This is a genomic window from Alteromonas sp. KS69 (assembly GCF_003989595.1).
Taxonomy (GTDB): domain Bacteria; phylum Pseudomonadota; class Gammaproteobacteria; order Enterobacterales; family Alteromonadaceae; genus Alteromonas; species Alteromonas naphthalenivorans.
Map to the genome: position 1 here is coordinate 20,214 of NZ_PYHU01000009.1, position 26,689 is coordinate 46,902.

21 protein-coding genes are annotated in these 26,689 nt (G+C 42.9%); 16 read left to right on the forward strand and 5 right to left on the reverse strand.

The features are described from left to right. Positions 1–83: 83 nt before the first annotated feature. From C7Y69_RS08425 to C7Y69_RS08470, 10 genes are all read left to right on the forward strand, one after another. Entirely contained in the window at positions 84–821 is a 738-nt protein-coding gene (locus C7Y69_RS08425; protein ID WP_126872397.1) for an META domain-containing protein, read from the forward strand. A 289-nt stretch (positions 822–1,110) separates the two neighbouring features. Then, entirely contained in the window at positions 1,111–2,286 is a 1,176-nt protein-coding gene (locus tag C7Y69_RS08430) for a methyl-accepting chemotaxis protein (RefSeq protein WP_126872410.1), read from the forward strand. 59 nt (positions 2,287–2,345) lie between these two features. Continuing rightward, the gene (locus C7Y69_RS08435) at positions 2,346–2,711 is read left to right on the forward strand and encodes a response regulator (protein WP_126872398.1); all 366 of its coding nucleotides are present in this window, start codon (positions 2,346–2,348) and stop codon (positions 2,709–2,711) included. Positions 2,712–2,747: 36 nt separating this feature from the next. Continuing rightward, positions 2,748–4,907, forward strand: a complete 2,160-nt coding sequence (locus C7Y69_RS08440) for a chemotaxis protein CheW (protein ID WP_126872399.1) — start codon at positions 2,748–2,750, stop codon at positions 4,905–4,907. After that, positions 4,904–5,407: a chemotaxis protein CheW gene (locus C7Y69_RS08445; RefSeq protein WP_126872400.1), complete on the forward strand. Its 504-nt coding sequence runs from the start codon at positions 4,904–4,906 to the stop codon at positions 5,405–5,407. Before C7Y69_RS08440 ends, C7Y69_RS08445 begins: the two co-directional genes overlap by 4 nt. Positions 5,408–5,458: 51 nt before the next feature. After that, entirely contained in the window at positions 5,459–7,999 is a 2,541-nt protein-coding gene (locus C7Y69_RS08450; protein WP_126872401.1) for a methyl-accepting chemotaxis protein, read from the forward strand. Between the two features lie 3 nt (positions 8,000–8,002). Further along, positions 8,003–8,833: a CheR family methyltransferase gene (locus C7Y69_RS08455; protein WP_126872402.1), complete on the forward strand. Its 831-nt coding sequence runs from the start codon at positions 8,003–8,005 to the stop codon at positions 8,831–8,833. Positions 8,834–8,847: 14 nt separating this feature from the next. Then, positions 8,848–9,480, forward strand: coding sequence for a chemoreceptor glutamine deamidase CheD (cheD, locus tag C7Y69_RS08460; protein ID WP_126872403.1), 633 nt, complete (start codon positions 8,848–8,850; stop codon positions 9,478–9,480). After that, on the forward strand, positions 9,452–10,498 hold the full coding sequence (locus tag C7Y69_RS08465) for a chemotaxis response regulator protein-glutamate methylesterase (RefSeq protein WP_126872404.1): 1,047 nt from the start codon (positions 9,452–9,454) through the stop codon (positions 10,496–10,498). Before cheD ends, C7Y69_RS08465 begins: the two co-directional genes overlap by 29 nt. Positions 10,499–10,909: 411 nt before the next feature. Continuing rightward, a complete protein-coding gene (locus tag C7Y69_RS08470; RefSeq protein WP_013785769.1) occupies positions 10,910–11,173 on the forward strand; it encodes a hypothetical protein in 264 nt (87 codons plus the stop codon). Positions 11,174–11,204: 31 nt separating this feature from the next. On the opposite strand, the gene C7Y69_RS08475 is transcribed toward C7Y69_RS08470, so the two are convergent. From C7Y69_RS08475 to C7Y69_RS08485, 3 genes are all read right to left on the reverse strand, one after another. Then, complete coding sequence (locus C7Y69_RS08475) at positions 11,205–11,885, reverse strand: haloacid dehalogenase type II (protein ID WP_013785768.1); 681 nt, start codon at positions 11,883–11,885, stop codon at positions 11,205–11,207. A gap of 17 nt (positions 11,886–11,902) precedes the next feature. Further along, positions 11,903–12,787: a protease HtpX gene (gene htpX / locus C7Y69_RS08480; RefSeq protein WP_013785767.1), complete on the reverse strand. Its 885-nt coding sequence runs from the start codon at positions 12,785–12,787 to the stop codon at positions 11,903–11,905. A gap of 197 nt (positions 12,788–12,984) precedes the next feature. Further along, positions 12,985–15,246: a TonB-dependent receptor gene (locus C7Y69_RS08485; RefSeq protein ID WP_013785765.1), complete on the reverse strand. Its 2,262-nt coding sequence runs from the start codon at positions 15,244–15,246 to the stop codon at positions 12,985–12,987. Between the two features lie 311 nt (positions 15,247–15,557). On the opposite strand from C7Y69_RS08485, the gene C7Y69_RS08490 reads away from it, so the two are divergent. The 3 genes from C7Y69_RS08490 to treF all read left to right on the forward strand — a co-directional run bounded on the left by C7Y69_RS08490 (position 15,558) and on the right by treF (position 19,431). Then, on the forward strand, positions 15,558–16,580 hold the full coding sequence (locus tag C7Y69_RS08490; RefSeq protein ID WP_126872405.1) for a LacI family DNA-binding transcriptional regulator: 1,023 nt from the start codon (positions 15,558–15,560) through the stop codon (positions 16,578–16,580). 111 nt (positions 16,581–16,691) lie between these two features. Next, entirely contained in the window at positions 16,692–17,930 is a 1,239-nt protein-coding gene (locus C7Y69_RS08495) for an MFS transporter (RefSeq protein WP_185864152.1), read from the forward strand. A gap of 1 nt (position 17,931) precedes the next feature. Next, positions 17,932–19,431, forward strand: coding sequence for an alpha,alpha-trehalase TreF (gene treF / locus C7Y69_RS08500; RefSeq protein ID WP_126872406.1), 1,500 nt, complete (start codon positions 17,932–17,934; stop codon positions 19,429–19,431). 162 nt (positions 19,432–19,593) lie between these two features. Here the strand turns inward: treF and C7Y69_RS08505 are convergent, their stop codons facing one another. After that, positions 19,594–20,472: a DMT family transporter gene (locus C7Y69_RS08505; RefSeq protein WP_013785761.1), complete on the reverse strand. Its 879-nt coding sequence runs from the start codon at positions 20,470–20,472 to the stop codon at positions 19,594–19,596. A gap of 209 nt (positions 20,473–20,681) precedes the next feature. Here C7Y69_RS08505 and C7Y69_RS08510 point away from each other — a divergent pair, with 209 nt between their 5' ends. Further along, positions 20,682–21,185: an HAD family hydrolase gene (locus C7Y69_RS08510; RefSeq protein ID WP_126872407.1), complete on the forward strand. Its 504-nt coding sequence runs from the start codon at positions 20,682–20,684 to the stop codon at positions 21,183–21,185. On the opposite strand, the gene C7Y69_RS08515 is transcribed toward C7Y69_RS08510, so the two are convergent. Next, positions 21,144–21,338, reverse strand: coding sequence for a hypothetical protein (locus tag C7Y69_RS08515; RefSeq protein ID WP_126872408.1), 195 nt, complete (start codon positions 21,336–21,338; stop codon positions 21,144–21,146). The two genes, C7Y69_RS08510 and C7Y69_RS08515, sit on opposite strands and share 42 nt — an antisense overlap. A gap of 104 nt (positions 21,339–21,442) precedes the next feature. Between C7Y69_RS08515 and C7Y69_RS08520 the strand changes: the two genes are divergently transcribed. Beyond that, on the forward strand, positions 21,443–25,324 hold the full coding sequence (locus C7Y69_RS08520) for an ATP-binding protein (RefSeq protein WP_126872409.1): 3,882 nt from the start codon (positions 21,443–21,445) through the stop codon (positions 25,322–25,324). 817 nt (positions 25,325–26,141) lie between these two features. Then, entirely contained in the window at positions 26,142–26,309 is a 168-nt protein-coding gene (locus C7Y69_RS22065) for a helix-turn-helix domain-containing protein (RefSeq protein ID WP_126872412.1), read from the forward strand. Positions 26,310–26,689: the final 380 nt, after the last annotated feature.

Below are 26,689 nucleotides of genomic sequence, written 5' to 3' on the forward strand. Positions count from 1 at the left end.
TTGCTACTTTCAGGCCACATTACGCAATATTGTACATAAGTACCTTTATCTTTTTCTTCATCTTAAAACGGCTAGGATCAGTCATGCCTTCTTATTTTCATAATTCACTTTTAATTGTATTGAGTCTGCTTTTTATCGTCACTGGTTGTAGTAATAACGCCAGTCAAATGTCCTCAGACGCAGACTCAGTGAGCGAAGATGAATCTGCAACTACCCTAACCGGTACTTGGCAGGTGGAGAGTATCGACATGGGTGGCATTATCGATAGCAGTATGATGACCGTAGAGTTGGTAACAAAAAATAGAATTTCCGGCTTTACTGGCTGTAATCAATTCTCAGGCATACTTAATTTACAAGCGGGCGAATTAGCAGAAGGTGAGTTTGCAACGTCTAAACTGGTAACGACTCGCCGCGCGTGTGTAAGTGCCATGTCAGCGCAAGAACAGCGATTTGTGAAAGCGCTAGAAGCGGCAAGCCGTTACGAAATTCAAAAGGGCACCTGGTTGGTTATTTATGATAACGCCGGTAAGCAAAGACTGAAGTTAATAAGAATGTCGGTACAAGACACGGCGAAGAATGAAAAAATGGATGCTGCTACCACAGGAACGCATCAGTTTAATTGTGCGACAGCAGGAAACATTGTGGTGCGCTTTTTAGGCCCAGATACCATTAAGTTATCTGAAAATGGTAATATTCATATATTACAGCATGCGCGTTCAGCCTCAGGAGCGCGTTATATTGGCATGAATATAGAATTTTGGAATAAGGGAAGTTCAGCCGTTCTTAGCCTTCAAAATCAATCTTATTCATGCAGCAAATAACAAATTAATGACTTTTGAGTTTAAAACCACACTTCCCCGCCTTTCATAGGTTTTTTGCACATATAGCAGTTTTTCGCATCTCGTTACTTGCCAACTTTCCAAATTGGGTACTACGCTTAGTCCATATTGTAATCAACACTGACTAACGCGTTGCCTACTTACTCCCCTTCAATGTACAGAGTAAGTACCTTTATGACATTGAACACACGTCATGCATATTTCGCTCGGTTTAATCGGGCGTGAGGAAGGAGTAGTGGCAAAGTATAAGGAGATCCTTTTGCATTCAAACGTGGAAAGTTCATCTACACATTCAAAAAGTAGCGCTAACCTCTATCTGGTGGGCGTAGTGGTAGGGTTATTAGCGGCTTGGGCTCTGTTCTTTCTAGGCTCAGCGCTGTTCGGCTTTGTTTTGCTTACGGTGGTATTAATCGGCTTTGTCGCTTATTCGTCAAGTAAGAACACCTCGTCTGATGCTAATTCCTCTATGGAAGAAACACAGTCCAGCACCAGTCATGTAGAAGATAATATTGCATTAGCAGGGGGGGAGATTGCTCATTCGCTATCAATATGTGAGGGCAATTTATCTTCTATTAGAACAACCCAAGATGATGCTGTTGTTACCCTTAGCCAAGCCTTTACCAGTTTAAAAGACCTTGTGGCAGAACAGGTTAATTGCATTGATGCCCTGCTAAGCGTTGATACATCAAACAGCACCGCTTACTCAGATAAAATGCGCAATTTTGCTCAAGATACCGACAGCACCCTTGTAAGCTTTATCGATTCCACAGAAAAAATGTCTTCTTCAACGCAGCATTTAATGAGCCAAGTACAAATCATTCAACAAGCAATGCCTACGGTTATCGATGCCCTTAGCGGAATAGACGATATTTCAGCCCAAACTAATTTGCTAGCGTTAAATGCAGCCATTGAAGCGGCGCGAGCCGGTGAAGCGGGAAGGGGCTTTGCCGTGGTGGCCGATGAAGTACGGGCGTTATCTACCCGCTCAACCCAGTTCAGTGATGTTATTAAGAAGCAGGTAGAAAATATTAAAGGTCTGGTAGATAAGCTCACAGAAACTGCCGAGTTCGTTGCTTCTCAAGATATTTCCCATGTGGTTGAAGCCAAAGACCATATCAGTAAAGAGCTAAAAGACATTATTCGCAAAGCAGAATCAGACCAAGTTACCACCAAGCAACTAGAGGGTATTGGCCAACAACTTGACGATGCAATAAATAACGCGATAAGAGGCATGCAGTTTGGCGATATAAATGGCCAGCACATTGATTATACAAAAGATATTGTGAAATTTATTATCGAGCGACTCCAACAATTAGAGCCTGAAAATTTGGAAGCATTTGCTTCTGAATTAAAGGCTTACCAACAAGCGCTTGCCCAACGAGGAAAAACCGATCATAACCCAGTATCTGCAACATCCATGCAGTCGGGAGAGATAGAGTTATTCTAGGGTACAAAGGATTTTGACATCAAAAGTTATTACTTTTAAGCAGTGAGGGAATAGAAAGTATGAGCAAGCATATTTTAGTAGTCGACGATTCTATATCAATTCGTCAAATGGTAGAGATGACCTTAAAAGGTGCTGGCTACACGGTTACTACCGCACAAGATGGTCAAGAAGCATTAGACAAATGTAAGTCTCAACAATTTGGATTTGTATTGACCGACCAAAACATGCCTCGCATGGACGGTTTAACACTCATCAAAAATTTACGTAGTTTAAGCGGTTTCAATCGCACGCCTATTGTCATGCTTACCACGGAAGCGGACCCAGAGATGAAAGCCAAAGGGAAAGCGGCGGGCGCTACCGGTTGGATGGTGAAGCCTTTCGATCCTAATAAGCTGCTAGATGTGACAAAGCGCGTTTTGGGCTAATCCTCTTCACATCATACCGGCCTGGAAGGATTCAGAATGAGCATCGATATTGAGCAATTTCATGGCGTGTTTTTTGACGAGAGCGATGAGCATCTCGACGACATGGAACAACTGCTAATTAGCCTTGATGTAGACTCGCCTGACCCGGAAGAACTCAACAGTATTTTCCGCGCGGCCCATTCTATAAAAGGGGGCAGTGGCATTTTTGGTTTCAATGCCTTAATGAACCTTACCCATGTAATGGAAAACCTGCTAGATAAGGCCCGTAATCAAGAGATATCTGTTACCACCAATATCGTTAACCTGTTACTAGAAACCCTTGATGTATTAAAAGCGACATTAACTGCCTATCGCGATCAGGTCGATGTACCAGAACAAGCCATTGCCGTCAGTATTACCAAGCTGGAAAGAGCGCTATCAGAAACCCAAGGTACAGCCGCGCCTGATACTTCTCACGAGCCTTCCAACCCTAACGATGTCGATAACGCTAACGATGTCGATAACCCTAACAATGTCGATAACCCTAACAATGTCGATAACGCTAACGGCTTTGACAATAGCAACGGCAGTTCAAATGCTGACAGCAGCGACGCCTTTGGCTTTTTTGATGATGAGCCCGACCTCACCACAAACATTAGCCAACAGACCGAGATTAATGACGTTGAGTTGTCCACACAAAGTGATGATGGTTTTGGGTTCTTTGATGATACGCCCAGCGAAGCAGCCGTTAGCGCAGAAGACGACGGCTTCGGCTTTTTTGATGAACCAGAAATGCAGGTCTCTACACCAGCAGCCAGCGATAACAGCTATGGCTTTTTCGATACAACAGAGCTGCCTGAAAACAAGGCAACGCCTGACAATTCTGGAGCTGTAGTTTCACCTAAACTATTTGTGCTAGACCCTATTGCGGCAAAGGGTACAGGTGAAACATCTGCATTAAAGAAAAAATCACCGACAAAAACGAGTGATGCTGCGCCGCCTATTAAGACGAATAAAAAAAGTGTTGGTCGCGATAGCGCTTCCATCCGAGTGGATACCAAAAAAATCGACTCTATGGTTAATTTAGTCGGCGAGCTCGTTATCACTCAATCTATGCTGTCGATGATTGGGCAGGAAGTAGATGGGCAAGTAGGTGAGCGTTTGCAAGTGGCGATAGACGAGCTGCAGCGCAATACTCGTGAAATTCAAGAATCGGTAATGTCAGTCAGAATGTTACCGCTAACAGCTACATTTAACCGCTTCCCTAGGCTAGTTCGTGATTTGGCTGGCAAGCTAGATAAAAAAGTTGATTTAGTTTTACAAGGCGCGAATACAGAAATTGACAAAAGCCTGATTGAAAAGCTTGTCGACCCATTAACGCATTTGGTTAGAAACAGTATCGATCACGGTATTGAGTTGCCTGAAAAGCGACGTGCCGCCGGTAAGCCCGAAATGGGAACCGTCATTCTAGGCGCTGAGCAAAAAGGCGGCAGTATTATTATTAAAATCATTGATGATGGCGGCGGGCTGAATAGGGCGCGTATTTTGGAAAAAGCACGTTCCAATGGTTTAACTGTTAACGATGACATGCCAGATAGCGAAGTGTGGCAGCTTATCTTTCAAGCCGGTTTTTCAACTGCCGAAGCGGTAACCGATGTGTCAGGCCGTGGTGTGGGTATGGATGTAGTAAGGCGGAATATTGAAGCCATTGGTGGGCGAATTGAAATAGAGTCTTCATTAGGAGAGGGCTCGGGCTTTTTCATACATTTACCGCTTACCCTCGCTATTGTTGATGGCATGTGCGCGTCAGTTGGCAATCAGATTTTTGTCATACCTTTGCTCAACATTGTGGAGTCTTTCCAGCCCACTGCCAGTCAACTTAAAACCCTAGGCAACGATACGGTGCTTTATGTACGTGACCAATATTGGCCGCTTGTTCCACTTCACGATTATATGGACGTAGAAAACGCCAACCGTAAACCCACAGAAGCCATTGTTGTATTACTTGAAAGTAGTAAGAAACGCTTCGGAGTACTTGTAGACGCCTTAGTTGGCCAGCAACAAGTGGTAATAAAGAGCCTAGAAGCTCACTATCGAAAAGTGGCTGGACTTGCCGGCGCTACTATTATGGGCGACGGAAAAGTTGCACTGATTATCGATGCCGACTCTATCGCAACTACTTATACGTCAAGTCAATTGGAGGACATGCTCGCATGAGTGATACCGCATTACATCAGGCTGTTATTGGGGGCGATGACAAGGAATATCTAAGTTTTGTACTTGCCGATGAGCACTACGCTTTAGATATCAAAACGGTAAAAGAAATTCGTGGCTACGAGCAAGTCACTAAAATTGCTAATGCGCCAGCGTTTATCAAAGGGGTAATCAATTTGCGAGGGGACATTGTGCCTATTGTAGACTTGCGCCTTAAGTTCAACGTTGGCGAAGCCACTTATACCGAATTTACCATTGTGATTATGCTCAATATACAAGATCGCATTGTGGGCATTGTGGTAGATGGCGTATCGGATGTTATTCGGTTAATGGAAGACCAAATTCTAGCACCACCTGAATTTGGTGTGGCTTTTGATAGCCGATACTTGCACGGGTTAGCAGATGTAGATGGGCAGATGGTTATTCTGGTGAATATTGAAAGCCTTATCACCAGTGAAGAAATGGGCTTAGTTGCTCCCCAAAGCGTTAACGAAGACGCGTAACGGCTAAGACGGCAACGGTAAAAAATTTCGCAAATTTAGGATGAACTGGTTATGGGTGTGTTTAACTTTCTCAACAATGATGAGCTTAAAGCTGCACAGCACGAGGCGCAGCTCAAAACGCAAATTCTCGATGCATGCACCGCAAGCATTATGGTAATTGATGGCGCGGGTAATATTGTATATCACAACCCTGCTTTTTTAGCGCTGGCGAAGCAATGCCCTGATGATTTTACGGTTTCCACTCATGGCGGCCATGCTTCTTTAAAAGGACAAAATTTATCGGCAGTTATTAAAGGTAATACCCAACTGCTGAATCAAATATTGCAGTGCCGAGAAGAAAGTCTTTATGCGCAATTGGCTGAGAGTGTGTTTACCCTCAATATTACCCCGCTTAGTGCGTCAAGCTCAGAGCCCGCTCAGTATGTTGTGCAATGGAGTGATAACGAACAGGAAGATCAACACGCGGGTATGGTTAGTGCCATTAACCAAAGCCAAGCGGTTATTCTTTTTTCTCCCGATGGCAATATTGTTAAAGCGAATGAAAATTTTCTGTCAGCCATGGGCTACTCAGAAAGCGAAATTGAAGGCAAACATCACAGCCTGTTTGTTACTCGAGAATACGCCAGTAGCCAAGAATACAAAGACTTTTGGTCGGTATTACGAAGCGGTGAAGCTCACAGCGGAGAATTTTGCCGCGTAAATAACAAGGGCGAAGACGTTTGGATCCAAGCTTCTTATAACCCTATTTTTGATCACAATGGCAAGGTTACCGCTATTGTGAAATTTGCTATCGATATCACTGCTGAGAAAAAGCAAAACGCCGATTATAAAGGGCAAATTAACGCCATTAGTAAGTCGCAAGCCGTTATCGAATTCGACTTACAAGGCAATATTCTTACCGCGAATGATAACTTTCTTAGTGTAATGGGGTATTCCCTAGAGGAAGTAAAAGGTAAGCATCACAGTACGTTCGTGGAAAGGGAGGTAAAACTAAGCCCTGAATACGCTGCTTTTTGGAAAGATTTGCAAGCGGGGAATTATCGAACAGGTGAATTTAAAAGGTTAGGTAAGGGCGGCAGTGAAATTTGGATCCAAGCTTCTTACAACCCTATTTTAGACAGCAAAGGGCAACCTTTTAAGGTGGTAAAATTCGCCACTGATATTACCGCCGAAAAAGCTAAGAACGCTTACTTTGAAGGGCAACTAACCGCCATAAGCAAATCTCAAGCGGTTATCGAGTTTGATTTAGATGGCGTGATTTTAGATGCCAACAGTAATTTCTTATCGGCGCTTGGTTACACCCTAGATGAAGTGAAAGGAAAGCATCACAGCATATTTGTAGAACCTGCTTTTAAAAACAGCCCAGAATACGCCGCCTTTTGGGAGCAATTGCGCAAAGGGGTTTATGCTAGTGGCGAGTACAAGCGTATTAGTAAACTAGGTAATGCTGTTTATATTCAGGCTTCGTACAATCCCATACTTGATCAAAATGGCAACCCCTTTAGGGTAGTGAAGTACGCTACCGACATTACGGGGCGCACGGTAGCAGTAGACAGTATTAAAACCGTGATGTCTAAGCTTACCGAAGGTGATTTACTGCATAACATTGAAGAACCACTAGATGGCGACTTTAAAGTGCTTGGTGAGTCAATCAACCAATTCGTGGATGAACTACGCGACACCATTATCAAAATTCACGATGCGGTAGAAACCATCGATACAGCTTCTAATGAAATTGCGACAGGAAACGCCGACTTATCCAGTCGAACCGAGCAGCAAGCATCTAGCCTGGAAGAAACTGCATCGGCCATGGAAGAGCTTACCGGTACGGTAAAATTAAATGCGGAAAATGCCGACCAAGCAAAAGGTTTGGCTAGTCAGGCATCTGATGTGGCATCAGAAGGCGGAAAGGTGATTGAACAAGTAGTTCATACCATGGGGGAAATCAACGATTCGGCCCAGCGCATTTCTGACATTATTGGTGTTATTGACGGCATTGCATTTCAAACCAACATATTAGCCCTAAACGCCGCGGTAGAAGCGGCGCGAGCTGGCGAGCAAGGCCGGGGGTTTGCGGTAGTAGCATCGGAAGTACGCACATTAGCCCAGCGCTCAGCAGAAGCGGCTAAAGATATTAAAGGCCTTATTTCAACCTCGGTAGAGAAAATTACCAACGGTAATGTCTTGGTGAATAAATCTGGTGAAACCATGGCGGATATTGTGACGGCAATTAAGCGGGTGAACGACATTATGTCAGAAATTGCCGCAGCAAGTTCTGAGCAAGCCACCGGTATTCAAGAGGTCAACAACGCTGTTGTGCAAATGGATGAAATGACCCAACAAAATGCAGCACTTGTAGAGGAAGCGGCAGCCGCCGCAGACAGTATGAGGCAGCAGTCTGGGCAATTAGCACAGCGGGTAGCTGTATTTAAAGTGGGACAACAGAGCTTTAGTTCAGCCTCAACGTCATCGAATAGCATGGCATCGTTTCCTACATCCTCTCCAAGAGCGATATCGGGGCCGGGGCCTTCTAAGCCAAGAGTATCGTTAAACCCAATGTCGCCGGATGAAGCAGAATGGGAGGCCTTTTAGTGTATGACCGAGTTACACGAAGTAGTGGCGCAAAGGGAATTTGCCTACAGTCGACGAGACTTCGATAGAGTTAGGCGGCTACTATTTGAGCGTGCCGGTATTCGCCTAGCCGACTCTAAAGATGCCATGGTGTATAGCCGCTTAGCGCGGCGCTTGCGCATATTAAAATTAACCCGTTTCAAAGACTACTTGGAAATGGTGGCCCACAACCACCAAGAACAAGAGCATTTTGTTAATGCGCTGACGACTAATTTAACCTCCTTCTTCAGAGAGCCTCATCATTTTGAAGCGCTTTCAACGTACTTAAAGCAGCATCCCAACACAAAACGCATTTGGTGTTCGGCCAGTAGTACAGGGGAAGAGCCTTATTCCATCGCGATGACAGTGGCATCGGTATTTGGCACTTTTACTCCTCCGGTGACTATTGTTGCCACCGATATCGATAGCCGTGTGCTACAAAAAGCCGCCGCAGGAATTTACAGTGCAAATGGCATTGAGCAATTACCTCCTCACTATCGGCAACAGTTTTTCTACAAAGGCAAAGGCGCGCAGTTAGGGAAAGTGCGTGTGGCCGATGAACTGAGGCGTATGGTGCAGTTTGAAACCCTAAACCTGATGTCGCCCACATGGGATATTGATAGCCCAATAGATATTATTTTTTGTCGAAACGTCATGATCTACTTCGATCGAGACACCCAGCGCAAAATTCTATCCCGAATGGTTAAGTTAATGACACCTGAGGGAATGTATGTAGCCGGTCATTCTGAAAACTTCACTATGTACCCTGAGTTGGTACGGCCTATGGGTAAAACTATTTACCGGCCAGTAAATTAAAAGGGGTTAGCAGTATGAGCCAAGATGAACAACCTATCAGTTACTTCGACAACCGATTTCGAAAAGAAGCCGTTAAGTTATTACCAGGGCAGTACGTTGCCACCGCTTCTAATAAGGTGTTAGTCACTATTTTAGGATCTTGTGTTGCCGCATGTATTTACGACCCAGAAAAGAAGATTGGCGGTATGAACCATTTTATGTTGCCTGAATTGAATTTAGCCAGCGAGCTAGACAGCAACCTTGCATCTAAATACGGTGTGCATGCTATGGATATGCTTATTGAAAAACTCATCACACTAGGGGCAAGAAAGGAAAAGCTAGTGGCCAAGGCTTTTGGCGGCGGCAAAGTGCTTGCTGGGTTTGTGCAACAAGATATTGGCAGAATTAACGCTGAGTTTGTTGTTAACTATTTAACTAGGGAAAACATCCCACTATTAAATAGTGACTTAATGTCCGACTACGCCCGCAAAATATACTTTCTGCCGGATGAAGGTAATGTATACATGAAGCGAATTAGAAACTTTAATAATACCAGCTTGTATGAGCGTGAATCTAACCACCGAGTGCTGCTATCTCAGCAAGCCAATCCCGATGATTTCTCGCTAACGGAGCCTGACAATGCCCATCAAAGTTCTCGTGGTAGATGACTCTGCACTTATCAGGCAGTTGTTATCTGAAATTATTAACAATGAAGCTGACATGCTTTTGGTTGGGGCGGCACCCGATGCGTTTGTAGCAAAGAAAATGGTACAAGAGTTTAAGCCTAATGTGATCACTCTAGATATTGAAATGCCTAAAGTGGATGGCTTACGTTTTTTAGAGGTCATGATGAAAGCATGCCCTACACCGGTTGTTATGGTGTCTACGTTAACGGAAAAAGGGGCTGATGCTACACTTCGTTCGTTAGAACTAGGCGCGGTAGATTTTGTCCCAAAACCCAAGCTAGGTGTGGCGCAAGGTATGGAAGAGTATCGCTCGGTAATAACGGAAAAAATTAGAATGGCGGCACACTCCACATTAAGTGCACCTACCCAATCACGCGCATCCCAACATGCTGCTATGCGCTACACGGGTAGCGAAAAAGTGATAGGAATGGGCGCGTCTACTGGCGGTACAGAAGCGATTAAAGATGTACTCATGCATTTCCCTAAAAACGCGCCAGCCACTGTTATTACCCAGCATATGCCGCCGGGCTTTACGACAACCTACGCCCGTAGGCTAAACAGCCTGTGTGAAATAGAGGTAAGTGAAGCGAAAGGCGGTGAGCGTCTGTTACCGGGGCATGCTTATTTAGCGCCGGGTGATAAGCACTTGGTTGTTGAACGCAGTGGCGCAGATTATCGTATTGCCTTATCTGATGCCCCAAGAGAATCGGGCCACAAACCTTCGGTAGACGTGCTTTTTAATTCACTAGCGGCTAATGCTGGGGCAAATGCTGTAGGGGTGTTGCTAACCGGTATGGGACGTGACGGCGCTAACGGTTTATTGCAAATGAAACAACAAGGCGCCACTACGTTCTGCCAGGATGAAAAAAGCTGTGTTGTGTTTGGTATGCCCAAGGTGGCAATAGAATTAAATGCGGCCAGCTACGTTACACCGCTAGCTTCGCTAGCAGATGCTATACTCGATACGTTAGAGTCGATTGGCGTGGGTACACGGCTTTAATTAGATTTTGTTTAATCTATGTTGTCGCTAAGTTTTCCACTTGGCTTGTTAGCTGATTTAATTGATGTTTTAATAAAGCGGATTTGTTGTCACGATAACATTGCTGTTACAGAAAGCTGTTACTGTAACCTCAACTAAGGAAGGGTTCTCGTGAAAGTTTACAACAGGTCGATAACAAGATAAGAAACATTAGCAATACCTCTAAAATCATGAGCAATACGAATACATGATGAGGTAAATAAAAGGCATGGGACGTTACGGTATACCTCAACTTATTATCATTAGGTATAATTCCTAACACCTAAAAATAAGATCATAGTTGCTATAGTTTCAACACAATCAGGGTATCGGATAGCCTTATCTCTATCTAAATAAATGAGCTTGAACTATATCAGGCCGTTGGGGAATCGTATGAAACAGCAAGCTATAATCGCATCAGTCGCATTATTAATTTCTTCTGCAGCCTTAGCAAATGGCGGGTTTCAGCCAACTGCTAAAGCGTGCGTGAATGTGGGTAAAGAAATTTCACGAGTTAGTGGTGAAATGGATGCAGCGAAATCGGGTATTCAAAAGTCTTGGTTAAAGCGTCAGTTGGGTGCGCTAGAAACTAAGCATTCAAACTGTTCGACTAACGGGTTTAAAGGCAGACAATTAGTTGCTAAAACTGATAACTAAAGCCTGCTACACTTTATATACCAAGGGTGCTTTATGCGCCCTTTTTCATTTCTTGCTCAAGCCCAGTTAAACTCTCTACGTTTAAGTCGGGTGCAAGCCCCAACGGATACATCATTTTTCCAGGCCTGTTTACAAATGTGGTTTGCATACCTATGGCCTTTGCACCACTCACATCCCACCCATGTGCCGCTACCATCATGGCATCTTCTGGCTCAACGCCAACTTCTTTGCACGCCCAGCGATACACATCGGGGTAAGGCTTATATGTTTTAATTTTTTCTGTGCTAAGTACATGGGTAAAGCACTCAACGATGTCTGCAAATTCCAGTTGCGCTTTTAGCCCTTCAATAGAGGAGTTGGATAGCGCCACCAACGGCACGTTTAATGACTGAAGCTTTGAAAGTGTCGGCTTCACATCATCATGCGCTGGAAGCTTGGTAATGTGGCTCTTTATGGCGTTAAGGGCTTCATCTTCAGATACGCTAAAACCTTTACTATGCGCCACCATCACCAAGGCAGCTGCCCCAATGTTGATAAAATCATGAAATTGGTTAGAAGCTATATCGACAAGCGAGTGATGCAAAAGGTTGGCGAACCACAAATCGACTAAGTCTTCATTGCCACCGAGTAATGGCGCTAAACCATGCTTCATTTCTGCCATATCAAGCAAGGTTTCGTTAATATCGAAAAAAATCGCTTTAGGTGGTGTCATAGTAGTAACTCCCTTTATTATTGCGCTTTCGCACGACGTCTAAGCACATCTATACGCTTATCTAGGGGCGGGTGGCTCATAAATAATTCTGAAAATGCCGACTTACCCGAAATGCCAAAGGCCATCATGGTGCCATCTAACTGACTTTCACTGTTCGATTTTAAGCGCGTTAACGCCGCTATCATTTTTTGTCTGCCGACTAATTTGGCTGAGCCTGCATCGGCCCGGTATTCACGTTGACGGGAAAACCACATCACAATAATGCTAGCCAAAATACCAAACAGCATTTCAAGTACAAACACAATGCCGTAATAAGCAAAACCGCCTAATGCACTGCTTCCGTTATTACTGCCACGAGCAGCATTAGAGATAGCACCGGCAATTACGCGCGCTAAAAAGATAACGAAGGTATTCACAACTCCTTGAATTAACGTAAGGGTAACCATGTCGCCATTGGCAATGTGTGATACTTCGTGGGCAAGCACCGCTTCCGCTTCATCTTCGCTCATGCCATTTAATAAGCCACTGCTTACGGCAACTAAGGCATTGTTCTTATTCATGCCGGTCGCAAAGGCGTTTATTTCAGGTGAGTCGTAAATAGCCACCTCTGGCATGCCAATACCCGCCTTTTTAGCTTGGGCAGATACCATATTAATTAGCCAGCGTTCAGTGGGTGTCGTGGGGTTATCAATCACCTGGGCACCCGTACTTCGTTTGGCAATCCATTTCGACATGGCTAATGAAATAAGCGCACCGCCAAAACCAAAAACCGCAGAGAAAACCAATAGCCCAGTAATACTGCGGTTATCAATACCAAAAGCAGCAAACACAATATTCAGCACAATACCTAGCACTAACACTACGGCTAAGTTGGTAACAAGGAATAAGAAAACCCGTTTCATATAATGTCTCTATCTTGAGGTAAAAGGTTAAGGTAAAGGGTAAAAGTTATGGCAAAACGTTATGGTAAAGAGCCCAGCAAAAGAACCAGTACAATAACTATATTATGGTGGCGAAATATGGCGCTTCAAAGAGGGGGCAATAAAAAAGCCGATGATAAATATCATCGGCTTTGGTTTAGTAGCTTATAGCCTGTTAATCAAAAGAACAGATAAGATACGCTAAGCTTCATGCTTCTTGGCATGATATAGCGGCCGTTAGGTGAATCAGGGTTTCTAGGATCGCCCTCGGTAATACCTTGCTCATCAGTTAAGTTATCGATAGATAGTTGAACACGAAGCGCATCTGTAGGCTCAAGAGTCATGCCTACATCAACTTTTTCATACCCTTCTAAAATTACCGTATTTTCGTTGTCGCCAAAGCGGTCATCAACTGCTGAAAAGGTACCATATACAGTGGCGTACATATCGCCCACATCGAAACCATAGCTTGGTGTCATACGCACTTGCCAGCCTGGCTGACGTTGGGCTTCGTTGCCTTCGTTGGTAGCGCTAGCGGTAATTTCGGTTTCTTGTAGCGTTGCATTTACGCTAAGTGAGAAACCTGAGTCGTGGTTGTACTTTCCGTCAAACTCAATACCATAAGCTTCGTTTGTTAAAATTTCAGCCGGTGCACCTGGAAGACGTACAAAGGTATCGCCTTTCACTTCGTTGGCAAACGCCGTAGCGAAAAACTGAATGTTGTCATTCATGTATTTATAGCCAAGCTCGCCTTGGGTAACTTCTTTAATCAAGTCGTTGCCGCCAGTATAGGCGCCCCAGTTATCACGAAAGTCATCGAAGTAAGGCATTTTGTAGCCACGGTTCATACGTACGAACACGCCGCTAAAGTCATTAAGCGCGTAGTTAGCCCCTAACGTCCACGAGGTTTTGTTTTCGTCATACTCTAATGCTTTATTTATTACGCCATCTAAGCCTTCATCAACCGAGTAGCTTACTTCATGGTTCTCACGGCGTAGCCCTAAGTCGATGCTTAAGTCTTCAGCGGCGTACCAGGTGCTGGTGGCATAAAGTGCAAATGTACTGGCATCACCAACGGAGTTTATATCGTAGCTCCAGCCACAGCCTTCCGCACTGCTATTACATGCAATTCCGTCTAGCATTTCGCCGCCAGGTACTAGTGCATAATACGCTTGGTTACCAATACTCCACCAATCTTCTGCTTTAGTAGTTGCGCTATAAATACCAAAAGAGGTATCGAAGTTGTCCCACGATTTAGATACGGCTAAGTCGTTAGTGAAAGACTCAACGTCTTTCAGCACTACCCAACGGCCAATTTGTTGAATAGGTGTGTCGCCGTCGTAGGTGTTTCCAGTAACCGCACCCGTAGCGCTTTCTCCGTTATCAGCAACTTCAGCCACGGTTATAGCTGAACCATCTGGCACTAAACCAAAGGTGTTTGCATCACCTTTAGTCAGGTTAAAACGGTCTACTAAATGCCAACCGCCGCCTAATTCAAGCTTTAAGCTACCACCACTAACATGACCATCCCAGCCTCGCCCATCACCAAAGTCAAAAGACTCAGAGGTAGCATTGTCAGGTCCGTAGTTGATGGTAGCTTGACGATTCAAAGGGCCTATTTGGGTATAATTAGCATCAATGCCATCTACGTTTAACGGCGTAGGCAAATACCAAGTGCCATGATCGTCAGTTTGGCGTGTATAAAGGTTTAGCTCACCTTTATCAAAAATTTTGGTTAGATTAACAGTGAATTGGTTGCCCTCTTCAGAGCTAAACCCAGCATCGCGAATACCATCAGAGCTTTTTACGTAACCGCCTACCATGTAGTAAAGGTCGTCGGCTAGTGCACCGCTAAGTACAAGATCAACGCGATTCAAACCATAATCTGATACTGTGTATTTCACACTGGCTTCAGTATCTTCACCGCCGCGTTTTAAGCGAAAGTTGGTGGTTAAACCGGGTTGGCCGTTACTCACTACCGGGTTAGGACCACCCCGTAAGCCTTCAATCATTTCAATGGTGTCATCAATTCTAAACATCTGAGAGTTTTCTAAGAACGATAAGGTTGAAGCGGGATAGATAGGTGATCCTTCTAATGCAATGGTAAGGAAAGGTGCATCACCGCCACCTGGGAACCCTCGAACAAATACATTCGCGCCTGACTCACCGCCAGAGCTTTCTACCCAAACACCTGGTATAGCTTTGAATAAATCTGCAGTAGATTTTGGTGCTAGTTTTTCAATATCGCTGGCATCAATATTCGTAACAGCGAAGCTTGCATCAATTTTTCTTATCCCTGCGCCGCCTGGCGTTCCACTTACTACAATAACTTCAGTATTTTCTGCAGTAGCTTGTTTTGTTTCTTCTTGTGCAAAGGCCGTTTGGGTTAACGCTAAAGAAATTGCAGTGGCTAGCATTCCTTTTGTGAACAACGTTTTCATGGTGTGTGCTCCTGAAAATAATTTTTGGGCGTTGTTAACCGAATGCGTGAAACAGGTTAAAAAATTGTCACTCGCTTCGGGAATGAGCAACAAAATAGATCCGTTTGCAAACGATTGCAAGGGTAAAATACAATCGATTGCAAAATAATTGTATAAGCATGTTAACATTTGTTTGCAAAGTGGTTTGGTGCTGAGTTGGGATGAGTAGAAGTAAATAACCTGAGATTCAGAGACTTATACCATCGCACGCAGAGCATAGGCTTTTTGTGCATTTCTAGGTATAGTTTGAAAAAAAGAGAGAGCTAAATAACTTGAGTTCAGAAACAAAATTAACGTTGGCTAAGCTGGCAAAGCTTGCAGGGGTTTCAACCTCTACAGCATCTAGAGCGCTTAAAGATAACCCGCTGATAAAGCAGGAAACACGAAACAAAGTGCAGGCATTGGCAAAAGAATACAATTACAGTGTAAATGCCGCTGCAAGTAGGCTACGTACGCAGAAAACTCATGTTATTGCGGTAATCCTCAACCTTATCGATCATACCGAGCAAAGCACCACAGACCCCTTTTTACTGAAACTGGTAGGTGAACTGAACCAAGCATTGAATGCCAAGGGTTACGAGTTATTGCTATCAAATTCCTTTATGGCGTCTGACGATTGGGCTAACTACTTCATTCATAGTCAGCGCGCTGATGGAATGATTGTAATTGGGCAGGGGAAGTCGACTAAGAAAATTGACCGCGCCGCAGAAGCTGGTGTACCCCTTGTGGTATGGGGCGATCCAAAAAGCGAGGCTCGCTATCCCATAGTCGGTGGTGATAATTATCAAGGTGGTTTTGAAGCCGCCACCCACTTGCTGCAAAAGGGCGCTAAACGCGTGTTGTTCTTAGGTGATGCAGAGCATGCCGAGATGCAAGAGCGTTATAGAGGCTACTTGCAAGCGCATCAAGACGCTAATATTCCAGTGAGTGAAGACTGCACTTGCACTATCGATATAACCTCAAAAGCGGCATACGAGTATATAAATCAAAGAGTAAAAGCGAACGGCTTAGAATTCGACGGTATCGTGTGTTCAAGCGACATGGTAGCGCTTGGTGCACTTAAAGCGTTGAAAGAGCGCTACGTGGGTATTCCTAGCGATGTAGGCATTGTGGGCTACGATGATATTTCGCTAGCTGAACTTATGCATCCGGCGTTAACAACCGTACGTCAAAACACTCAACAAGCCGCGTCAGCCATGGTAGAACAACTACTTCTCCAATTTGAAGGCAAAGAAACCGCTAGTTATGTGGTAGATACCCAATTGGTGGTTCGTCGTTCAAGTAAACACGATTAACGCGGTCATTAATAAGCACCACTTAACAAATAACAGGCCAATGCAAACGTTTGCATTTTTGTTTTTATCCGTCTACACTCCGGCTTAATTTAGTTAACAGAGTGTTTACACATGTCCAGATTGTTGATTATCGCTGCGATAGCCGTAAGCTATTATGTGTTTGCCATACTGCTAAACAGTGTGGGCACCGTTATTTTGCAATCGATAAACAGTTTCGATGTGTCGAAACCAGAAGCCAGCACCCTAGAAGGGTTTAAAGACTTATCCATTGCGCTGGTATCCTTTCTTGTTGCTAGTTTTATTCCTCGTATCGGCTACAAGGTTTCAATGCTATTCGGCCTTATTCTGGTGGCTACGCTTTGCGCTATTACGCCTAGTATTGGCAGCTTTTGGGTTATAAAACTCTTGTTCGCAGGCATAGGCACAGCCTTTGCGTTAGTGAAAGTGTCGGTGTACGCCATTATTGGCCAACTTTCTTCCAACACCAAAACGCATAGCTCGTTGATGAATACCATTGAAGGTATTTTTATGTTGGGTGTGCTGTCAGGATATTGGGTATTTGCAGCCTTCATCGACCCGACTAATGAAGCGTCTCTTTCATGGCTGAACGTGTATTACCTTATTGCCGCTCTAGTTGCCGTAACGATTTTATTGGTGCTAGCCGCGCCGATTCAAAAACCAGAGGTGAACAAAGAAGTTGGGGTAGGTACGGCGTTTATCGATATGCTTAAACTTGCCTATAAACCCTTAGTGCTCATCTTTATTATTTCCGTGTTTCTGTATGTATTGATTGAACAGGGCATAGGCTCTTGGTTACCTACATTTAACCGAGAAGTGTTAGGTTTGCCTACCCAAGTGAGTATTCAAATTACCAGTATTTTCGCCGTAGCGCTTGCCCTTGGCCGTTTATTGGCTGGTGTAGTGCTAGCAAGAGTAAGTTGGTATCCCTTCATGAACGCCTGTTTAGTAGGCATGGCTGCGGTGATGCTATTGAGCTTACCTTTAGCTGAAAAGGTAGACGAGAACCTTATTGCTAGCTGGGTAGATGCACCAATAGCGGCGTACCTTATTCCGCTCATTGGGTTAATGATGGCGCCTATTTACCCTGTTATTAATTCTGTAATGTTAAGTGCATTGCCCAAAGTGCAACACGCCCCTATGACAGGCCTGATCGTGGTGTTCTCTGCCCTTGGCGGTACCACTGGCTCTATTATTACCGGATATGTATTTGAAGCAATGGGCGGGCAACAAGCCTTTTACTTATCGCTTATTCCCATAGGTGCACTGCTTGTCACTCTGTTCTTTTTTAAACGAGCAACCTCTTCAATAGTGTTAAAGGATACCGCGTAACATGGCATTAACTACGAGTGGTTGGCGTGAGTGCCTGCCATTTTTTGAAAGCAATTTGTTTAAAGATGTGCAAAACGCGGCGTTGTTTGAAGACAGCAAGACCTTTGCCGATGCCATTGTACTAAGTGATTGGCAGAACGTAATAAGCCAATACGAGCAGCAGAAAAATAACGAAGGCTTTAGTTTATCGTCGTTCGTTGAAACATATTTTAACATACCGGACATGGTGGCAAGCAGTACAAATTTTACATTCAGTGCTGTACCAGACTATGTGCAACATATGTGGGATGTACTGACCCGTACACCAGATGCAGAAAATATAGATAGCCTAATTAGCCTATCGCGCCCATACATAGTACCTGGCGGCAGATTTCGAGAAATTTATTACTGGGATAGTTATTTTACCGCATTAGGGTTAATTGATTCTGGAAAAGCTGACATGGTAATTAACATGTTGGAAAATTTCTTAGACATATTAGATGAAGTGGGCTGTATTCCAAATGGAAATCGAGCCTACTATTACACCCGAAGCCAGCCACCCGTGCTGGCGCTAATGTTCTCGTTAGTTGAGGAAAAGTTAAGTGAAACACAGCGTCAAAGGGCTATAGCAGGCATCGAAAAAGAATATGCTTTTTGGATGAATGGTGCGCAAAGCATAAGCGACATGCAAGACGCTAAGCAAGCAAGTGAGCATCTAGTACGCATGCCTAGTGGTGCTTTACTTAATCGGTACTACGATAGCGACGCCTCGCCTCGACCAGAGTCGTACAGAGAAGACATTGAAACGGCCGAGCTGGTTGGCGCAAAATCAGTAGAGTTTTACCGCCATATAAGAGCCGCATGTGAATCAGGTTGGGATTTCAGTTCCCGTTGGCTTGCCGATGAAAACGCCCTGTCTAGTATTCGTACTACTGAAATAGTACCTGTTGACTTGAACGCACTGCTGTATTTTGTTGAAAGTACATTGGCGCGGGTTGGCACCGAAGCTAGCAAATACCGTGAGGCCGCTGTTAACCGAAAGCAGGCAATAAACACCTATTTGTGGAATGAAGATAAAGCCTGTTTTTACGATTACCATTACCCCAGTAATACGCAAACTACCGTGCTTTCAGCGGCGGCAACCGTTCCTTTATTTGTAGAGCTTGCCACCAATGCGCAGGCCGAAGGGGTTAATATTGCCCTTAAAGCTCACTTGTTAGCCCGCGGCGGAATAGTGACCACAGCAAATACCACTACTCAACAATGGGATTCACCCAATGGGTGGGCACCTCTGCAATGGTTTGCGGTGAAAGGGTTGCTAAATTATGGTTTTAGTGATGAAGCTAGCGACATTATTAATCGCTTTACGCAAACCATTGAAGATCATTTTGCGCGAACCGGCGTAATGCTAGAAAAGTATAACGTGTGCGAGCCTGACAAAACGGCAAGTGGCGGGGAGTACGAAGTTCAGCTAGGGTTTGGTTGGACTAACGGTGTTTATACTCGCTTTAAAACCATGTAAGGCTAAACGAAAAGCCGCTAGTTCCGTTATCCTTGATTTGTAAATTTAAGATATAAAACGGGGTTAGCGGCACTAGTCGCAGTTTACATCTAGCGCCGACTGTAAAGGCGCTGGCTCCAAAAAGCATTAGCTATACACTGAATGCGAAAACGCCTTCTTGTACTACAAGGGCGAACCGAAGCTTACCAAAATACCCACACCCACCAACGCAATTACCGACCATATCAGCGTGGCCTTCGTGGCTTTTTCGCCCATAACCCAAGCAACGCCTAGCGACATTAATGCGCTGGTAGCGATTAAGGTTTGCACCACGGCAGCTTTCGCATAGGCAAAAGCAAACATTTGAAGGTAAATAGCGGCGGTAGTGCCTAATAAGGTGGCAAGCATAAACGCAGGCCAAACCCGTTGATTGGTTGCTAATACCGGCAACCATTTACTGCGAGTAATCACAATTAAGGGCACGACAAAAATCATACCGCCAACTAAGCGCAAGAAGGCTGCGCTGGCGGCATCTATATCACCACTGCCTAGAATGTCGCGGCTAACCACAGCGCCTACGGCCTGGCATAATGCCGCCCCCACGCCATACATATAGCCAGAGGTAGCAAATACATGAGTAGTATTGCGCCTGCGCGATTTTATTACCATATCGACCGACAATAGCACCACGGCAATACCCACCCACTGCTGCCAGGTTATCCATTCACCAATAAAGGCCATAGCAAAAAGGGCAGTAAACAAAGGCGCTAGGGTTTCGGCTACTAATACCGCTTGGCTATCACCAATCGATTTTAAGGCTTTAAAAAAGCAGGTGTCGCCAATACCAATGCCAATAAAGCCGCTTAATAACAGCCAAAGTACAGCGTTGGTTCCATAAGCATTTGGCTGCACTACCGCAATAACGACTGCCAAAATAGCAATAGAGATAAGGCCCTTCCAAAAATTCATGGTAAGAGGAGAAAACGCGTTGCCCGTGCCCCTAAACAAACGGGCGGCAATTGCCCAACAAAGTGCCGTTCCTAGTGCTGCGAATACACCCATTAGTAACCTATAAAATATGAAGCTTAGAAAAAAGAGCCGCTATGCTAAATGAAAGTGAATGCGTATGTTAGTAGATATTAAAGATTCCGAGTTCAGAAAATAAGTTAACTAACTAAAAGTTAACGGAAACACAGCCAAGCTTGTGGCAATGTTATAGCACAAGGGCAAATAGCCTTGCCTACCTTAAACGTAATTAAAGAGTATGAAGAATGGATTTGAGCGGTATTAAAGGTGTTATTTTTGATTTAGATGGCACCTTGGTTGAGTCTAGCCTTAACTTTTCGCAAATGAGAGAAGATATAGGCTGCCCGCAAGATGAAGACATTCTTACGTTTATAGACAATATGGTGTGTGAACAAGAAAAAGCGAAAGCCAACCACGCCATATTGCAACACGAACTAACCGACGCACAAAACGCGAAATGGCTACCCCTTGGTAAGCAAATGGTAGATAAGGTTTTAGAGAATAACTTGCCCATAGCTATTGTTACACGCAACTGCCGAGAAGCCAGTGCCATTAAAATAGCCAACAACCGCATACCCATTGAGTTTGTGCTTACCCGAGAAGATGCACCCACCAAGCCCGACCCCACAGCATTATTACACATAGCCCAACACTGGCAGCTACAACCCGAAGACTGCCTGTATGTGGGTGACTTTATTTACGATCAATTAGCCGCCGAAAATGCCGGTATGCGGTGGTTGTTGGTGTAGTGAGTCTAGACCTATGCCTGGTGGGGTTGGATTTTCTGGTTCAATTTTATAACCCAACCCTGGAAAAGCCGCAAAAGAACTAATTCCACCATAGACATTAGTATAATCTTTCTCATCCAACTCTTGAATGTTTGTTTTTTGTTCGATATTCATAGTGTTTTACTCTTATAGTATTAATTATTATCGGTATTGCTAGTTCAGCAATTACAGAATAATAAATAACTATGAGCATTGAATATGAATATAGGGACATATAAATGAAATGGGTCAATCGCTCGTTTTTTGGCTCAATTGTTATTGTTTTGTTACTGGATTTCGATGTTTTTGCATCAGTCGGAAGTGAAAGCTTCCACGGGCGTAGCGTATTTGCGGGGACTCCCGCAGGGGTAATATGGGATATAGAGGTTGTTGATGAAGCTATATACCTTGCCGCAGAAAATGGCGTTTTTCAGATTGTTGGACAAGAGACCCAAAAAGTAAATTATAACCAGTCTAATTTAGAAACAGGCATAATTTCAGATGTGGCTTATGAGCAAGGCTATCTTTGGGTTAGTGAGTTCGGGGTTGGTGTTTTTAAATACAATCTAAAGACAGGAGTATCAGAACAGTTTATTTCTGATTCCTCAGACTTAAAGAGTGTTTGGAATTTAGTTGTAACGCCTGACTATTTAGTAATCTCATTAATTAACGGTATATACGTTGTTAATAGAACAACGAGAGAAATACAACATTGGGCAGATGTAATTTCATCTAGATCTTTAGCTGGTGCCTATTCATTAGTGTCTGCAAATCAAACTAGCGTACACGCGATTTCAGAAACGTACCATATAGAGATAGATCTGACTGGTCAGAGTGTGAAGCTCAACCCTTTGACACAAGATTATCCCAAATTATCAAAGTTTACTGCTATTTCTTATTTTGGTTTCAAGCAATATGTAGGCGGACCTGAAGGTATCTACATAATAGATGAGCAAAAAAATACGAAAAGTTTTTATCCTTTTGATACAGCCTTAACAATAAGAAAGCCATTGAGCAAAATATTTATCGCTGACGAGAAAAATATCTGGATTGCTGCGGGCGGGCTATACAAAGTTATTGGGGATACTATTACAGCGATTGATTGGATGAATCCAATTATCACATCAGATGCGATACACTCGATAGTAGCAATTAATAAGTTAAGAAACGGAGGGTTGATTCTCGCATCAACACAGTTGGGATTGATTGCGTTGTCAGATTCTCAAAAGGCAGTTAACTATCTGAGTTTAAATGAAGTCCTCTACCAAAAAAATATTAGATCAGCAGGTACAACAAGGGAGGGAGTTGGATTTATAAAAGATGCTAGTAATAGCTATTTGTTGCAAACTAAAAATGGCTCGTTAACTCCCCACACTTTCAAAGCCGCGAAATGCCTAGATAGTTACGCAATTAAATTTGAAGAAATTTATTTGAAAGAGAGAGGGGAAATAAATTTCTGCTCAAACCCCTACAATCACATTATCAAGTTAAGTGATAATAAATACTATGCATATGCCCACACGGAAGATGGATGGAAATATTATCTAGCTGATGTAGCTTCAATTTTAGATGAATTTGATGCGCCCCCATTTCTCAAAAACTCTATTGTCTTATCTTCTGGCGAGCTAATGGGATACGACGTGAACAGTTCCATACATATTCAGTTGTCTAAGTTTAATTGGAAGGTGTTGCCTCCCTCAGAGACAGGTTGGAGCAGAATCACTTGTATCATAGAATTCAACGATACTTATTTGGTGTGCTCCTCTGGCAGTGGACTCAGTGAAATAGATAGTACTACTGGTGACATTTCAAAAAGTAAATTACTAGATAATCCCGATATTAGATTTGTTCGAGCGGGGCTTTTAAGTAGCAATGGAAATTTCTGGTTTACTACAAATATTGGACTCTTTCTTTATGATACAAGTGACGACAACTTGTATCAACTAGATAGCGAGAATGGTATTTGGGATGTCGACTTTGATTTCGGAGGAATTCACGAACTAAATGATAATATCGTTATCGAAGGAGATAGATTTGCTTATAGCATCAATGAGAAAGTAATAATCAAAAGTTTGAGTGAGGCAAACGTTGCACCAAAAATTTCTTTCCTCAAAGCCGAATGGCTCAATGAGAAGGGTGAGCTAGAGTCCTCATACCCTATTTTTTCTAACTCTGCGTTTACTATCGGTAGCGGCTATCAGACACTTAATTTCAGTGTCGCATCCAATAGCTACGTTGAAAGCTACAAACATAAACTAGAGTTTAGAATACTCGGGTATATTGAAGATTGGCAAACTCATAACGCATCAAGTATGAATTTGGCTATTTCTGATATTGGCTATGGTAATTTTGAATTGCAAGCTAGGGTACAGTCACCCCATAGTAATGTTGAAAACCCTATTAATTCCCTACATTTCAAAATAAATCCGCCATTCTATTTAAGTCGCTATGCCTACGTTCTGTATGCCATTCTTACGTTTCTCTGTTTATATTTGTACAGAAAAGGCTATCTAAAATTATTGGCTTTAGCGGTTATAAATACCTCGCTAGTACAGAAGGTATTAGGTAAGTACGGTGCTGAGCATAAGAATAAAATAGAAGCATTAGCGCAAAACAAAATTCGGCTTTTCAGCGATGTCTCGCACGAACTTCGCACGCCACTGCAACTCATTATGAGCGAGTTAGGTAATTCGAAGAAAAGTGAATTAGAGGAAGAAACGCTTAATATCTCGGCGTTAGTCCACAATGTTCAAAGAATGGAAAACTTATTAGATCAAGTGAACACGGTAGACAAACTGGGTACTTCAACGCTCGAAAACTTTAGGTTGTACTCTGTAGATGACATTAAAATTATAGCATCAAGTTTAGACTCATTAGTGAAAACAAAGCGCCAAGTACTCGATGTGAATACACGAGGGAGTGGCACTATTTCACTCTTAAAAGGTAGCTTAGAGTCGATTATTGGTAACCTCATTACTAACGCGGTTAAATTTACCGAAAACAATGGAGTAATTAAATTCTCTGCCGTTTTTGATGAAGATAATCTAACACTGAGCGTTAAAGATAATGGGAAAGGTATTGACGAATCTAACCATCAAGAAATTTTTAAACGTTACAAAAGAATAGATCCATCTCCCGAAGCAGCAGGCGAGGGAATTGGTTTGTCTTTAGTTAAAGAGTTGGTGGCTATGAATCAGGGCGAAATATCTGTCGACAGTTCGCTGGGCAAAGGTACCAGGTTTATTGTGACTTTCCCCATAGATGATATACAGCTTTTAAATAGTCAAAACGTAGATGAAAGTATTGATAGTAACTGGGAAGACAAGCCAGCTATCTTGTTAGTGGATGATAGCCGCCAACTTCGTAATCATCTTTTTAAATTATTCTCTTCAACCTATAAATGCCTTGTGGCTAGAGACGGCAAGCAGGCTCTAGATATTTTACAGATTCACCAAGTTAACCTAGTTATAACCGACCTTATGATGCCGGTTATGGGGGGGCTGAACTTTGTGGAAAAATTGCGTGATACTGATGCCTTACAATATTTACCTATTATCGTTTTAACGGCAAAAGTAGATGATGAATCGAAAGAAAGGGCATTGCAGGCGAATGTCGACTGTTTGCTTACTAAGCCTATCGCAGATGAAGAATTAATACTTAGAGTCAGGCATCTTGTAGCATTGAAGCGTACCCCATCAAACAATCTCTCGTCGTCAGACATGAATAAAAGCGAAGACAGCTGTATTTTATTGCCAGAACTTTCGTCAGAAAAAGATATGGCTTTTTACCTTAACTTTATCTCTGTTTTAGAAAAAAATTATCAAGATGAATATTTCACTAGAGATAAAGCTGCTGATTTATTACTAATAAGCCCCAGAAGTTTAAATCGAAAACTTTCAGAGCTATTCGACTACAACTTCAGCGAGTTTCTCTCGCGATTCAGAATCGACAAATCCAAAGCGCTACTAGCAGATGGTGCCTCAGTTATTTCGGTTGCTATAAGCGTAGGCTTTGCTGGGCCATCCTATTTCTCAACCACATTCAAACGTATTATGGGTATACCACCTAAACAGTATTCCAGCACATTAGTACAAGCTCACAGTGCCGAAAAGCAGATCTAACTACCAGCAATTCCTCCTAGGAAAAGTGAGGTTGAAGCGCATACATTAATTTATTTAACTAAATTTGCATTAATTGGTAATGCATTTGGCTGTTTTATATCTTAATTTCTTAGATGGTTTTTGTTGGCAAGTCATGGTCGTGCGAGATAGACTCATTGAATAGTTCTTTTGAGGAAGGTATACCATTGAGTGAAAACGCCCCCCCAATTTATAACGCCCCATTTTCTCTAATTTATATAAGTTTAAGGCCCATCATGAATCGAAAAAACGCATATAGACATTACCCTAAAGTTTTAGGGGCTATGGTGCTATGGGCATTGGTAGTTTCCGTCGTTAAACTTATACCAATAGACTGGCTTAGAACAACATTGGTTGTATTAGCAACTGTTGTGACCTTTATCTATGGTTCTTTTTATATATCCAAAAATGACTAAACATAGATTTCAATCAACAAGTAATCATGGCTAGGGGTAATGTGTGCTAATAAAAGAATCGATTTTAAGTTTGAAAAAGTCGGTGTTATTTTCACTAATGGTCTTGTGGAGCGCGTTCTTCGGAATATCAGTTCTACTCAGTCAAGCTGATGCCACTATTTTTTGGATGAAATTGAACCACTTTATAGTTATCGTACTTTCGTTCATTTATTCAATTTTCTTCATTCTCATTGCAACATCTTCAAGCATACAAAATTTAGTTGTTCAAAATACAAGACGAAATCAATTTGATGAAAAAGTATTTTATTTTACTTCCTTTGTCTCTTTTGCCTTTTCAGCAACGACATTTTTTTTAAGTTTACAAGCAAAGTAGGTCGTTCCAAATTAGTGAGGGCTTAGCAGATGGTGCCTCAGTTATTTCGGCCGCTATAAGCGTAGGCTTTGCTGGGCCATCCTATTTCTCAACCACATTCAAACGTATTATGGGTATACCACCTAAACAGTATTCCAGCACATTAGTACAACCTCACAGTGCCGAAAAGCAGATCTAACTACCAGCAATTCCTCCTAGGAAAAGTGAGATTAAAGCGCATACATTAATTTCTTTAACCAATTCTGCACTTATTGGTAATGTGTTTGGTTGTCATTTTTCATTTTTTTATCTAGTTTTCGCTTTTTTAACGATTTCATTCTGCTTAATTTGTTAATAAATTTATAAATAATTCTCATTTGTATTTTTTATTTGTTAAATCTGGATTTGGTTGCAATATATTGAATTACAGGTGTTTTTGTATTTTCGCTTTTAAATGGTAAGTAGCTTAAAGTCTGTGATCTTACCTTTTGGTAAGCTATTTGTTAAAAGGTTGTGTTGATCTTATTGGTTTTTTGGTCAATCATTTTACATGTGGGTTGGTAACCGTTCACCAAGGCC

What these genes read in the sequence shown, in the direction of transcription:
- C7Y69_RS08425 (WP_126872397.1), top strand. Translation starts at nt 84, where the DNA reads ATGCCTTCTTATTTTCATAATTCACTTTTAATTGTATTGAGTCTGCTT.
- C7Y69_RS08435 (WP_126872398.1), top strand. Translation starts at nt 2,346, where the DNA reads ATGAGCAAGCATATTTTAGTAGTCGACGATTCTATATCAATTCGTCAA.
- C7Y69_RS08440 (WP_126872399.1), top strand. Translation starts at nt 2,748, where the DNA reads ATGAGCATCGATATTGAGCAATTTCATGGCGTGTTTTTTGACGAGAGC.
- C7Y69_RS08445 (WP_126872400.1), top strand. Translation starts at nt 4,904, where the DNA reads ATGAGTGATACCGCATTACATCAGGCTGTTATTGGGGGCGATGACAAG.
- C7Y69_RS08450 (WP_126872401.1), top strand. Translation starts at nt 5,459, where the DNA reads ATGGGTGTGTTTAACTTTCTCAACAATGATGAGCTTAAAGCTGCACAG.
- C7Y69_RS08455 (WP_126872402.1), top strand. Translation starts at nt 8,003, where the DNA reads ATGACCGAGTTACACGAAGTAGTGGCGCAAAGGGAATTTGCCTACAGT.
- cheD (WP_126872403.1), top strand. Translation starts at nt 8,848, where the DNA reads ATGAGCCAAGATGAACAACCTATCAGTTACTTCGACAACCGATTTCGA.
- C7Y69_RS08465 (WP_126872404.1), top strand. Translation starts at nt 9,452, where the DNA reads ATGCCCATCAAAGTTCTCGTGGTAGATGACTCTGCACTTATCAGGCAG.
- C7Y69_RS08470 (WP_013785769.1), top strand. Translation starts at nt 10,910, where the DNA reads ATGAAACAGCAAGCTATAATCGCATCAGTCGCATTATTAATTTCTTCT.
- C7Y69_RS08475 (WP_013785768.1), bottom strand. Translation starts at nt 11,885, where the DNA reads ATGACACCACCTAAAGCGATTTTTTTCGATATTAACGAAACCTTGCTT.
- htpX (WP_013785767.1), bottom strand. Translation starts at nt 12,787, where the DNA reads ATGAAACGGGTTTTCTTATTCCTTGTTACCAACTTAGCCGTAGTGTTA.
- C7Y69_RS08485 (WP_013785765.1), bottom strand. Translation starts at nt 15,246, where the DNA reads ATGAAAACGTTGTTCACAAAAGGAATGCTAGCCACTGCAATTTCTTTA.
- C7Y69_RS08495 (WP_185864152.1), top strand. Translation starts at nt 16,692, where the DNA reads ATGTCCAGATTGTTGATTATCGCTGCGATAGCCGTAAGCTATTATGTG.
- treF (WP_126872406.1), top strand. Translation starts at nt 17,932, where the DNA reads ATGGCATTAACTACGAGTGGTTGGCGTGAGTGCCTGCCATTTTTTGAA.
- C7Y69_RS08505 (WP_013785761.1), bottom strand. Translation starts at nt 20,472, where the DNA reads ATGGGTGTATTCGCAGCACTAGGAACGGCACTTTGTTGGGCAATTGCC.
- C7Y69_RS08510 (WP_126872407.1), top strand. Translation starts at nt 20,682, where the DNA reads ATGGATTTGAGCGGTATTAAAGGTGTTATTTTTGATTTAGATGGCACC.
- C7Y69_RS08515 (WP_126872408.1), bottom strand. Translation starts at nt 21,338, where the DNA reads ATGAATATCGAACAAAAAACAAACATTCAAGAGTTGGATGAGAAAGAT.
- C7Y69_RS08520 (WP_126872409.1), top strand. Translation starts at nt 21,443, where the DNA reads ATGAAATGGGTCAATCGCTCGTTTTTTGGCTCAATTGTTATTGTTTTG.